The sequence below is a fragment of the Flavobacterium sp. RSSA_27 genome, assembly GCF_051547125.1.
In the GTDB taxonomy this organism is placed as follows: Bacteria; Bacteroidota; Bacteroidia; order Flavobacteriales; family Flavobacteriaceae; genus Flavobacterium.
On record NZ_JBPTTN010000003.1, the window covers coordinates 250,885 to 262,012 of the forward strand.

At 35.8% G+C, this 11,128-nt stretch carries 12 protein-coding genes; 2 read left to right on the forward strand and 10 right to left on the reverse strand.

Annotation, left to right across the window (positions count from 1 at the left end; all coding sequences use genetic code 11):
• Window positions 1–52: 52 nt before the first annotated feature.
• The 10 genes from nuoH to aspS all read right to left on the reverse strand — a co-directional run bounded on the left by nuoH (window position 53) and on the right by aspS (window position 9,227).
• Window positions 53–1,105: an NADH-quinone oxidoreductase subunit NuoH gene (gene nuoH / locus ACSVH5_RS06045; RefSeq protein WP_438060552.1), complete on the reverse strand. Its 1,053-nt coding sequence runs from the start codon at window positions 1,103–1,105 to the stop codon at window positions 53–55.
• Window positions 1,098–2,150, reverse strand: a complete 1,053-nt coding sequence (locus ACSVH5_RS06050) for a 2Fe-2S iron-sulfur cluster-binding protein (RefSeq protein WP_438060553.1) — start codon at window positions 2,148–2,150, stop codon at window positions 1,098–1,100. The genes nuoH and ACSVH5_RS06050 overlap by 8 nt, the downstream gene beginning before the upstream one ends.
• Before the next feature lie 69 nt (window positions 2,151–2,219).
• A complete protein-coding gene (nuoF, locus tag ACSVH5_RS06055) occupies window positions 2,220–3,587 on the reverse strand; it encodes an NADH-quinone oxidoreductase subunit NuoF (protein ID WP_438060554.1) in 1,368 nt (455 codons plus the stop codon).
• Between the two features lies 1 nt (window position 3,588).
• Window positions 3,589–4,119 (reverse strand): complex I 24 kDa subunit family protein, encoded by a 531-nt coding sequence (locus ACSVH5_RS06060; RefSeq protein ID WP_438060555.1) that lies wholly within the window; start codon window positions 4,117–4,119, stop codon window positions 3,589–3,591.
• A gap of 81 nt (window positions 4,120–4,200) precedes the next feature.
• Window positions 4,201–5,439, reverse strand: coding sequence for an NADH-quinone oxidoreductase subunit D (locus tag ACSVH5_RS06065; protein WP_438060556.1), 1,239 nt, complete (start codon window positions 5,437–5,439; stop codon window positions 4,201–4,203).
• 29 nt (window positions 5,440–5,468) lie between these two features.
• Window positions 5,469–5,990, reverse strand: coding sequence for an NADH-quinone oxidoreductase subunit C (locus ACSVH5_RS06070; RefSeq protein WP_438060557.1), 522 nt, complete (start codon window positions 5,988–5,990; stop codon window positions 5,469–5,471).
• A 3-nt stretch (window positions 5,991–5,993) separates the two neighbouring features.
• A complete protein-coding gene (locus ACSVH5_RS06075; protein WP_438060558.1) occupies window positions 5,994–6,542 on the reverse strand; it encodes an NADH-quinone oxidoreductase subunit B in 549 nt (182 codons plus the stop codon).
• Window positions 6,543–6,570: 28 nt separating this feature from the next.
• Window positions 6,571–6,936: an NADH-quinone oxidoreductase subunit A gene (locus ACSVH5_RS06080; RefSeq protein ID WP_438060559.1), complete on the reverse strand. Its 366-nt coding sequence runs from the start codon at window positions 6,934–6,936 to the stop codon at window positions 6,571–6,573.
• A gap of 232 nt (window positions 6,937–7,168) precedes the next feature.
• Window positions 7,169–7,363 (reverse strand): cold-shock protein, encoded by a 195-nt coding sequence (locus tag ACSVH5_RS06085; RefSeq protein ID WP_024979890.1) that lies wholly within the window; start codon window positions 7,361–7,363, stop codon window positions 7,169–7,171.
• A 112-nt stretch (window positions 7,364–7,475) separates the two neighbouring features.
• Entirely contained in the window at window positions 7,476–9,227 is a 1,752-nt protein-coding gene (gene aspS, locus ACSVH5_RS06090) for an aspartate--tRNA ligase (protein ID WP_438060560.1), read from the reverse strand.
• Between the two features lie 152 nt (window positions 9,228–9,379).
• Here aspS and ACSVH5_RS06095 point away from each other — a divergent pair, with 152 nt between their 5' ends.
• Complete coding sequence (locus ACSVH5_RS06095) at window positions 9,380–10,384, forward strand: TlpA family protein disulfide reductase (protein WP_438060561.1); 1,005 nt, start codon at window positions 9,380–9,382, stop codon at window positions 10,382–10,384.
• A gap of 179 nt (window positions 10,385–10,563) precedes the next feature.
• Window positions 10,564–10,911: a toxin-antitoxin system YwqK family antitoxin gene (locus ACSVH5_RS06100; RefSeq protein ID WP_438060562.1), complete on the forward strand. Its 348-nt coding sequence runs from the start codon at window positions 10,564–10,566 to the stop codon at window positions 10,909–10,911.
• The last annotated feature ends 217 nt before the right edge of the window (window positions 10,912–11,128 follow it).

The window sequence follows — 11,128 nt, forward strand, 5'->3', positions numbered from 1 at the left end:
AAAAAACAAAAGGATGCCGCTGCTATCAGGGCTAGGGCTCTTCGTAATTAAATTAGAATCCTAAATAAGCAGCAATATCTGCTCTCAAAATAACAATTCCAGTAATGATAATATTGATAATCGAAAGTGGAATCAAAATTCTCCAACCTAAGTGCATCAATTGGTCGTATCTAAATCTTGGGATGGTCCATCGTACCCACATATAGAAAAAGATGAATCCGAATATTTTTGCAAATAAAACAACTATTCCGATACTATTACCAATATTCACTCCCCAGTTTTCAACAGCATACGCCATTCCTGGATAATTATACCCACCAAAGAACAAAATAGACAATATAGTCGATGAGATAAACATATTAGCATATTCAGCAAATAAGTAGAATCCCATTTTCATAGAAGAATATTCCGTATGGTAACCACCAATTAATTCACTTTCACATTCTGGTAAGTCAAATGGAGTACGATTACTTTCTGCAAAAGCACAAATCAAAAAGATTAAAAACGAAAGCGGTTGGTAGAATACATTCCAGTTCATTCCAGCTTGTTGATCCGAAATTTCTCTTAAACTCAAAGTTCCTGTCATCATCAATAAAGCAATCATGGATAATCCCATAGCCACCTCGTATGATACCATTTGAGAAGCCGCACGAACAGCTCCCATCAATGAGAATTTATTATTAGAAGCCCATCCACCAATCATAATTCCGTATACCCCAATTGAAACTACTCCAAAAAAGTATAAAAGACCAATATTGATATCTGTAGCTTGAAGTAAAATGTCTTTTCCAAAAATATGCAAACGGTCGCCCCAAGGAATAACAGCACTGGTCATTAAAGCAGTTCCCATAGCAATACCAGGACCAACAAAAAACAAAAAGCGGTTAGGCGTATTAGGCTCAAATTCTTCTTTAGCAAAAAGTTTCAAACCATCAGCCAAAGGTTGAAATAAACCACCCCATCCGGCTCTGTTTGGACCTACACGGTCTTGTAAAAATGCTGCAACTTTACGTTCTGCCCATGTAGAATACATAGCCACAAGCATAGTAATTGCAAATACAACTACGATTACAACACTTTTTTCTATTATAAAAGTACTATCCATTTTTGTTCGAATCTATTAAATTGCCATCAATTTTTTCATTGTAATCAATCTCAGCCATACTGATTTTTTTACGGTCTTGAGCTCTACCTAACAAGATATTTTCTTCTGTATTGATGATTACTTTTTCTGTTTTGGTGTAATTATTTTGGTTGATTACAGAATCTTTTTCAAACACTCTTGGTCCTTCAATTACCCAATCATTTACATTTTTCTTATCAAAACGACAAGTGTTGCAAATGAAGTCTTCTACTTCGTGGTACTCGTCTTTTCTTCCTGTCACACGTTGAATTTCGCCACCAAACATCCAAACTGTAGTTTTACCACAACATCCAGGTGTAGTACATTCTCTGTGTGCATTATAAGGTTTGTTAAACCAAACTCTCGATTTAAAACGGAAGGTTTTGTCAGTCAATGCTCCAACAGGACACACATCAATCATGTTTCCTGAGAATTCATTGTCAATCGCTTTAGAAATACAAGTAGAGATATTAGCATGGTCTCCTCTGTCTACTACACCGTGTACGCGATTGTCTGTTAGTTGGTCGGCAACTTGTACACATCTTTGGCACAAAATGCAACGATTCATATGTAGTTGAATATTTGGACCAATATCTTCTGGTTCAAATGTTCTTTTTTCTTCAATATAACGAGTTTGAGATTTTCCGTGTTCAAAGCTTAAGTTCTGTAAATCACACTCTCCAGCTTGGTCACATATTGGGCAATCTAATGGGTGGTTGATGAGTAAAAACTCCGTTACCGCTTTTCTTGCTTCGGTAACTCTTTCAGAAGATTTGCTGTTTACTTCCATCCCGTCCATACAGCCTGTTACACAAGATGCCATTAATTTTGGCATGGGTCTTGGGTCAGCTTCACTTCCTTTGGATACTTCAACTAAACAACAACGGCATTTACCACCGCTCCCTTTTAGTTTAGAATAATAACACATCGCTGGCGGAACTACATCTCCACCAATCATACGAGCGGCTTGTAGGATGGTTGTTCCTGGTTCTACTTCTATGGACTGACCGTCTATTGTTACTTTCATTTTTTTTATGTTTAAAAGTTTAAAGTTCAAGTGTCATGCACTTTTACCTTCTAACTTCTGACTTCTAACTTAAACTGTTACTTTACCAACTAAGTGCTTCACCTGTTCAAAAGGTTCTGCAACAAAATGATCTCTGTTCTTTATTTTTTCTGGGAAACGAATATGGTATTCAAATTCGTCTCTAAAATGGCGAATAGCCGCAGCTACTGGCCATGAGGCCGCATCACCTAATGGACAAATAGTATTTCCTTCGATTTTGCTCTGAATACTCAACAACAAATCAATGTCTTCTTCGCGTCCGTGTCCGTTTTCGATACGGTGCAATACTTTTTCTAACCAGCCAGTACCTTCACGGCAAGGTGTACATTGTCCACAACTTTCATGGTGGTAGAAACGAGAAAAATTCCAAGTATTTCTAACAATACAACTAGTATCATTATACACGATGAATCCACCAGAACCTAACATAGAACCCGTAGCAAAACCACCATCACTCAATGACTCATACGTCATCAATCGGTCTTCGCCTGCGGCAGTTTTGTAGATTAAGTTAGCTGGCAAAATTGGCACCGAACTTCCTCCTGGTACAAATGCTTTCAAAGGACGGTCAGAGCTCATTCCTCCTAAATATTCATCAGAATTCATGAATTCGTATACGCTTAATCCTAGTTCTATTTCATAAACCCCTGGGTTTTTGATATGTCCAGAAGCGGAGATTAATTTGGTTCCTGTAGATCTTCCTACACCTATTTTAGCATAATCAGCACCAGAATTGTTCACAATCCAAGGCACTGCAGCAATAGTTTCTACATTGTTAACTACGGTTGGATTAGCCCAAAGACCAGAAACCGCAGGGAAAGGTGGTTTGATACGTGGATTACCACGTTTTCCTTCTAAAGATTCAATAAGAGCAGTTTCTTCTCCACAAATATAAGCTCCACCACCACAGTGAACGTGTAGCTCTAAATCGTAGCCTGTTCCTAATATGTTTTTTCCTAACCATCCTGCCGCTTTTGCTTCAGCAATGGCTCTTTCTAAAATTTTGTAAACCCACATGTATTCACCACGAATGTAGATGTAAGAACGATTAGCGCCTAGTGCATAACTAGAAGTAATCATCCCTTCAATTAACAAGTGAGGAATATATTCCATTAAGAAACGATCTTTGAAAGTTCCTGGCTCAGATTCGTCAGCATTACAAACTAAATGACGTGGTTTACCTGATTTTTTATCGATAAAACTCCATTTCATTCCTGCTGGGAATCCTGCTCCACCACGGCCTCTAAGTCCAGAAGTTTTTACTTCTTCAACTACTTCGTCAGGTGTTAATGTTTTTAAGGCTTTCTCAACAGAAGCGTAGCCTCCATTCGCACGATAGACTTCGTAGGTTTTTATTCCTGGAATATTGATTTTGTCTAATAATATCTTTTGTGACATCTTATTTATCGTGTAATATTATTTTATTATCTCGGCAATCAGTAATGATTTGATCGATTTTTTCTTCAGTCAAATGTTCTTTGTAGAAATCACCCAATTGCATCATTGGTGCATAGCCACAAGCTCCTAAGCATTCCACTCCTCTTACTTCGAACAAGCCATCTGCTGTAGGTTCTCCAACTTTAACACCTAATTTATCACAAGTGTAGTCCATTAAATTTTCTACGCCATTCAAGCAACAAGGCGAAGTTTGGCAAAATTCAAACATGTATTTCCCAACAGGTCTTTGATTGAACATGGTGTAAAAAGTAACCACTTCATAGACTTCGATGGGTTTGATGTGAAGAATTTCAGCTACTTTATTCTGTAGTTCAATGCTTAACCAGTTGTCATGAGCATCTTGAACTTCATGTAAAACAGGCAATAGCGCTGATTTTCTTTTGTCTTCAGGATAATGACTGATGAGTTCATTGATGCGTTCCATCAATGCTTCAGTCATGTTTATTTCTTGATTGTACTGTTTTCTTTCCATTTTTATATTGTTTGCCGCAAAGGCTCAAAGTCACAAAGTTTTTTTAAATCTTAAATCTAAAAAAGCACTGCTTTAAAATCGTTAAGCATCTAATTCTCCTGCGATAACATTTAAACTTGATAATATTACTATCGCGTCCGAAAGCATAGAACCTTTAATCATTTCTGGATAGGCTTGATAATAAATAAAACAAGGCCTACGGAAATGCAAACGATACGGTGTTCTACTTCCGTCTGATACTAAATAGAATCCAATTTCTCCATTGGCTCCCTCAACCGGATGGTATACTTCTCCAACAGGAACTGGAACTTCACCCATAACAATTTTGAAATGATAAATTAAAGATTCCATGGTTGTGTACACATCTTGTTTGGGAGGCAAATAATATTCAGGAACATCAGCGTGGTATTCATTACCAGCTGGCATTTTAGCTAAGGCTTGTTTGATGATGCTCAAGCTTTCCCAAACTTCGGCATTACGAACACAAAAACGGTCGTAAGTATCTCCTGATTTTCCTACTGGTACAATAAAATCAAAGTCTTCGTAAGAAGAATAAGGTTGCGCCACACGAACATCATAATCTACACCTGCTGCACGTAAATTTGGACCCGTAAATCCATAAGCTAAAGCTTGTTCAGCAGTTATGGCACCTACGTTTACAGTTCTATCAATAAAGATTCTGTTTCTTTCGAATAAGTTTTCAAATTCTTTCCAAGCAACGGGGAAATCTTCAAGGAAAGTGTTTAATAATTCAAAGGCTTTTGGCGACCAATCTCTTTCGAAACCGCCAATTCTTCCCATATTAGTCGTTAAACGAGCACCACAAATTTCTTCGTAGATTTCATATACTTTTTCTCTAAATTGGAACACATATAAGAAGCCTGTATAGGCGCCTGTATCTACTCCTAAAATCGAGTTGCAAATCAAGTGGTCCGTAATTCGAGCCAATTCCATTACAATAACTCTTAAGTATTGTGCTCTTTTGGGAACTTCAACACCTAGTAGTTTTTCTAAAGTCATCCACCATCCCATATTGTTTATAGGAGATGAACAATAGTTCATACGGTCGGTAAGTGTTGTAATTTGGTAGAACGGACGATTTTCGGCTATTTTTTCAAAGGCTCTATGAATGTATCCTATGGTTGGTTCAGCATCCAATATTTTTTCTCCATCCATCAATAAGATGTTTTGAAAAATACCGTGTGTAGCCGGGTGAGTAGGCCCTAAATTCAGAATCGAAAGTTCACTTCCGTCTTCATTATGACGCTCTTTGATCATTTTAGCATAGCGATGCTCTGGAGATAATAATAGTTCTGACATTTATTTAATGTGAAAAATTATAATTTTTTTTAGCAATTTGATGGTGTTCTTCCGAAGAATCTGTCGTCTTTATCCGTTCTTCCGCTGTCTTCCATTGGGAATTCTTTACGCAAAGGAAAAGAAATCATTTCATCCATATTCAAAATTCGTTTCAATTGAGGGTGGCCTATGAAATTGATTCCAAAGAAATCGTAGGTTTCACGCTCCATCCAATTGGCACAAGGAAAAATATTTGTAATTGATTTTACTTCTGGTTGATCGGCATTCAAAAAAGTTTTAATTCGGATGCGTTTGTTCTCATACCAGTTGTGCATATGATATACTACTGCAAATTGTCTTTCAGTTTCATTGTCAGGGTAGTGAATACCACATAAATCGGTTAAAAAATGAAAACGCAATTGTGGGTCATTTTTTAAAAAAAGCACCACAGCTTTGATAACATCTGAAGAAACTTCAAAGGAAAAAATGTCTTTATCTTGATTGAATTCATAAACAGCCGTTCCAAAAGCGGCTACTAATTTTTCTTGTATGTCGGTTGTTTCTAATGCCATCTTTTATTTGATATTATAAGAAGCTAATAATTCTTGATATTCTGGGGAACTTCTTCTTCTTACCGATTCGTTTTTTACGAGTTCTTGCAATTGCATCACACCTTCTACGATTTGTTCTGGTCTTGGAGGGCATCCAGGAACATACACGTCAACAGGAATTACCTTATCAATTCCTTGAAGCACAGAGTAAGTGTCGAATATACCACCTGATGAAGCACAGGCACCAACAGCAATTACCCATCTTGGTTCTGACATTTGTTCGTAAACTTGGCGTAAAATTGGGCCCATTTTTTTGGAAATAGTTCCCATAACCATCAACATATCGGCTTGTCTTGGAGAAAAACTTACTCTTTCAGATCCAAAACGGGCCAAATCATAATGAGAAGCCATAGTTGCCATGAATTCGATACCACAACAAGAAGTAGCAAAAGGCAATGGCCATAATGAGTTAGCTCTAGCTAATCCTACAACGTCATTCAATTTAGTTGCAAAAAAACCTTCGCCAACAACTCCATCTGGAGGAGCAACCATATTTGTGTTAGAATTTGTCATAATTGATATAGTATTCAATTTCTATTATTTATTCCCACTCAAGGGCTTTCTTTTTGATAATATAGAAAAAACCAACTAATAACAAAAGCATAAAAATAAGCATTTTTACCATACCTTCTATACCTAACTCCTTGAAATTGATAGCCCAAGGATATAAAAAGATAACTTCTACATCAAAAAGTACAAAAAGAATAGCTACTAAAAAGTATTTTACTGAAAATGGAATTCTGGCATTTCCAACCGATTCAATTCCACACTCGAAATTTTTATCTTTATTAGCTGAATTTCTTTTTGGTCCTAATTTGCCAGAAATAATGATGATAGCAGTTACAAATCCTACTACTAGAAGTAATTGCATTAGGACAGGAACGAAGTTTATTTGTTCAGTTTGCATAGTTGTTTTTTTTCTTGCTTAAACAAGCCACAAAGATAGGTTGCAAGGAATTAAAACACAAGTGAAATGCTTTTTTTCGGTTCTAAACGATTGTTAATCTATTCTAATTTTTATTGATTATAAATAAAAATTGGAAATGTGTTTAAAATATCCATTAAAAATAAAAAAAAACGCCTCGAACTTAATCGAAGCGTTTTGCTTTTTTGCAAAAAATAGTGTCGTATTTTTATGCTTAAAGTACTACTACTTGAGCAGCAACTTTTCCTTTTCTTCCTTCTTCTTCTTCATAGCTTACTCTGTCACCTTCGCGTAATTCTTCCGCTTTGATGCCTGATGCATGAACAAAAATGTCTTTTCCTGTTTCTTCGTCTGTAATGAATCCGTAACCTTTAGATTCATTGAAAAATTTAACTGTACCTGTACGCATTGTAATAATAATAATAATTTATAATGCGACAAATGTAATCTTTAATACAATACAAAAGCGATTCCTGTCTTACTTTTTTTTCAAAAATATTGATATACAGACTATTCAGGCTTTATTTTGAATGTAATTGAATGTGCAATTCGTTTAATTGTGAAACATCTATAGCTGATGGGGCATCAATCATTACATCGCGACCAGAGTTGTTTTTTGGAAAAGCAATAAAATCGCGAATGGTTTCTTGTCCTCCTAAAATGGCTACCAATCGATCCAATCCAAAAGCTAAACCGCCATGAGGTGGTGCTCCAAATTGAAACGCATCCATTAAGAATCCGAATTGTGCTTTGGCTTCTTCTTCTGTGAAACCTAAGTATTTGAACATTAATTGTTGAGTGGCTTTATCGTGAATACGAATAGAACCTCCTCCAATTTCGTTACCGTTCAAGACCATATCATAAGCATTGGCTCTTACTTTTCCAGGATTGGTTTCAAGCAAGTGCATGTCTTCGGGTTTTGGTGAAGTAAATGGATGGTGCATGGCATGGTAGCGTCCGCTTTCTTCATCAAATTCTAATAATGGGAAGTCTACTACCCATAGTGGTGCAAATTCGTCTGGTTTTCTTAAGCCTAAGCGTGTTGCCAATTCCATACGCAAAGCAGAAAGTTGCGCTCTTGTTTTGTCAGCAGGACCCGACAATACAAATAGCATGTCTCCAGCTTTAGCACCGGTAGTTTTTGCCCAATTCGTTAGATCGTCTTGATCGTAAAATTTATCAACAGATGATTTATAAGTGCCGTCATCGTTGCATTTTACATAAACCATTCCGCTTGCACCCACTTGTGGACGTTTTACCCAGTCAATCAATGCGTCAATTTCTTTACGCGTATAGTTTCCTGCACCAGGCACAGCAATACCTACAACTAATTCGGCCGAATTGAAAACAGAGAATTCTTTGTGTTGTGCAAAAGCATTCAATTCTCCAAACTCCATTCCAAAACGAATGTCTGGTTTGTCGTTTCCGTAGGTTTTCATCGCATGATCGTAGGTCATTCTTGGGAATTTGTCTACTTCGATGCCTTTTACTTCTTTTAATAAATGACGAGTAAGTCCTTCAAAAACATTTAAAATGTCTTCTTGTTCTACAAATGCCATTTCACAATCGATTTGTGTAAACTCAGGTTGTCTGTCGGCACGTAAGTCTTCATCACGGAAACATTTTACAATCTGAAAATATTTATCCATGCCCCCCACCATCAATAATTGTTTGAAGGTTTGTGGGGATTGTGGTAACGCATAAAACTGTCCTTCATTCATTCGAGATGGAACTACGAAATCTCTAGCGCCTTCTGGAGTAGATTTTATTAAATAAGGAGTTTCCACTTCGCAAAAATCTAAATCAGAAAGGTATTTTCTAACTTCCATCGCTACTTTGTGACGGAAAAGTAAACTATTTTTTACTGGATTTCTTCGAATGTCTAAGTAGCGGTATTTCATTCGAATGTCTTCGCCACCATCGGTTTCGTCTTCAATAGTAAATGGAGGCGTTAGTGCTGCATTTAATATGTTTAACTCAGTTACTAAAATTTCGATATCCCCAGTTGGGATATTGCTGTTTTTGGCCTCGCGTTCGATCACGGTTCCTTTCACCTGAATTACAAATTCTCTTCCTAAGGTTTTGGCTAATTCAAAAACAGATTTTTCAGTACGACTTTCGTCAAAAATCAATTGTGTAATTCCATAACGGTCTCTTAGATCGACCCAATTCATGAATCCTTTATCACGCGATTTTTGTACCCATCCCGCTAGCGTTACTTCTTGATTGATATGTGAGGCGTTCAATTCACCACAATTATGACTTCTATACATGTTCCCAATTTTAGACTGCAAAAGTAAACACAAAAATTAAATTAACGTCAAAAGTTTGCAACATCCTTTTCATTTTAAAAAAAATGTTAATTTTTCAATTTACTTGTTTTTTACTGCTATGTTTGAAGTGCATTAACACAAAAAACAACTTTATGAAAAAACTATGCATTATTGTTCTTTTGGCTTTGGGAATTCAAGGAAGTCAGGCTCAAAAAAAAGAAATGTTTACCCTTCAAGCTGAAATTGCCAATAGAAACACAGACACCATTCGAATTTTGAATAGAAGCAATGGGAAAGCAATTTTAAAAATTGGTGTGGATAAAAAAGGAGTTTTCAAAGGAAATGTTCCTGTAGAAAAGGGTTTCTATATGTTGTTTGACGGTAAAGAGTACACCCAATTGTATTTGAAAAACAATTTCAACTTGAAGTTAAAAATGGATGCCAAACAATTTGATGAATCTATAGTTTATACTGGAGTAGGAGCCGCAGAGAATAATTTCTTGGCTCAACATGCAGTATCAGACTCCAAATTTGATTACAATTCTTTATTGGCCGCAGATGAAGCCAGTTTTGCCAAACGTATCGAAGAGAAAAAAACAGCCGATTTGGCAAGTTTAGAAGGTAAAAAATTAGATCCTGAATTTGTTGCGCTACAAAAACAAAGTATCGAAATGAATTTGGCTTCCTTAAAACAATACCATCAACAAATAGTGGAAAGTAATAAAATGAATGGTGGTGTTTCCCCAACTTTTGAATATGACAATTATAAAGGCGGAAAAACGAAGCTAGAGGATTTTAGAGGAAAGTACGTTTATATTGATGTTTGGGCTACTTGGTGTGGACCTTGTCGTCAGGAAATTCCATTTTTGAAAAAGACTGAAGAGAAATATCATGGTAAAAACATCGTATTCTTGAGTATGTCTATTGATAAAGCAAAGGATGTTGAAAAATGGAGAACTATGGTGAAAGAAAAAGAATTGGGTGGTGTTCAGGTTTTTGCTGATAATGATTGGAATTCTAAGTTTGTACAGGAGTATAAGATTACTGGAATTCCAAGGTTTATATTGATAGATCCTAATGGAAATATTGTAAAAGCGGATGCACCAAGACCATCTTCTGCAGAATTACCTACATTATTGGATTCTTTGTTGAATTAAACAACATTTTTAATAATTACATATAAATCAGCTGTTTACGGCTGATTTTTTTATTTTCAAGTTTTTCCAATGTTAAGTTTTCACTTCATGTTACGAAATTGTTACCAAAAAGTTTTTTTAATGTAAAGTATTCTCTAATTTTGATAACAGTAAGATTTAAATCATTAAAAACTAGCGATATGAAAAGATATTTAATAGCAGTAGTATTGGTGTTCTCAGGAATGCTATATGCACAAGATGCTAAACCAGTTTTAGAACCTTTTGGAAAAAAAGTAAAAGCTACCTATTTCTATGATAACGGACAAGTACAACAAGAAGGTTATTTTGAAAATGGTAAGCTAGAAGGATATTGGGTTTCTTATAACGAAGATGGAACCAAAAATGCCTCTGGATTTTATAAAGAAGGAGCCAAAGTTGGAAAATGGTTTTTTTGGAAAGATGTAAATTTAAGCGAAGTAGATTATTCAAATAATGCTATAGCAATGGTTAAAACTTGGAAACAAGAAGCTATTGCAGTGAAAAATTAGTTTCTTTTTTTAGTTAATTAAAAAGGCCGTCTCAATCAAATTAGACGGCCTTTGTGTTTATAGAAAACAAACACGTTTTGACACATAAGTAAGTTGCAAATAGCACTGCTTTTTGGTCGATAAGTGACGCTTATAATGAGCTGTATCTTAATATTATAAATTAAAAACGTACTAGTATACCAATGGTATAGTAGTACGTTTTTTTGGCACATCCTTT

What these genes read in the sequence shown, in the direction of transcription:
- nuoH (WP_438060552.1), bottom strand. Translation starts at nt 1,105, where the DNA reads ATGGATAGTACTTTTATAATAGAAAAAAGTGTTGTAATCGTAGTTGTA.
- ACSVH5_RS06050 (WP_438060553.1), bottom strand. Translation starts at nt 2,150, where the DNA reads ATGAAAGTAACAATAGACGGTCAGTCCATAGAAGTAGAACCAGGAACA.
- nuoF (WP_438060554.1), bottom strand. Translation starts at nt 3,587, where the DNA reads ATGTCACAAAAGATATTATTAGACAAAATCAATATTCCAGGAATAAAA.
- ACSVH5_RS06060 (WP_438060555.1), bottom strand. Translation starts at nt 4,119, where the DNA reads ATGGAAAGAAAACAGTACAATCAAGAAATAAACATGACTGAAGCATTG.
- ACSVH5_RS06065 (WP_438060556.1), bottom strand. Translation starts at nt 5,439, where the DNA reads ATGTCAGAACTATTATTATCTCCAGAGCATCGCTATGCTAAAATGATC.
- ACSVH5_RS06070 (WP_438060557.1), bottom strand. Translation starts at nt 5,990, where the DNA reads ATGGCATTAGAAACAACCGACATACAAGAAAAATTAGTAGCCGCTTTT.
- ACSVH5_RS06075 (WP_438060558.1), bottom strand. Translation starts at nt 6,542, where the DNA reads ATGACAAATTCTAACACAAATATGGTTGCTCCTCCAGATGGAGTTGTT.
- ACSVH5_RS06080 (WP_438060559.1), bottom strand. Translation starts at nt 6,936, where the DNA reads ATGCAAACTGAACAAATAAACTTCGTTCCTGTCCTAATGCAATTACTT.
- ACSVH5_RS06085 (WP_024979890.1), bottom strand. Translation starts at nt 7,363, where the DNA reads ATGCGTACAGGTACAGTTAAATTTTTCAATGAATCTAAAGGTTACGGA.
- aspS (WP_438060560.1), bottom strand. Translation starts at nt 9,227, where the DNA reads ATGTATAGAAGTCATAATTGTGGTGAATTGAACGCCTCACATATCAAT.
- ACSVH5_RS06095 (WP_438060561.1), top strand. Translation starts at nt 9,380, where the DNA reads ATGAAAAAACTATGCATTATTGTTCTTTTGGCTTTGGGAATTCAAGGA.
- ACSVH5_RS06100 (WP_438060562.1), top strand. Translation starts at nt 10,564, where the DNA reads ATGAAAAGATATTTAATAGCAGTAGTATTGGTGTTCTCAGGAATGCTA.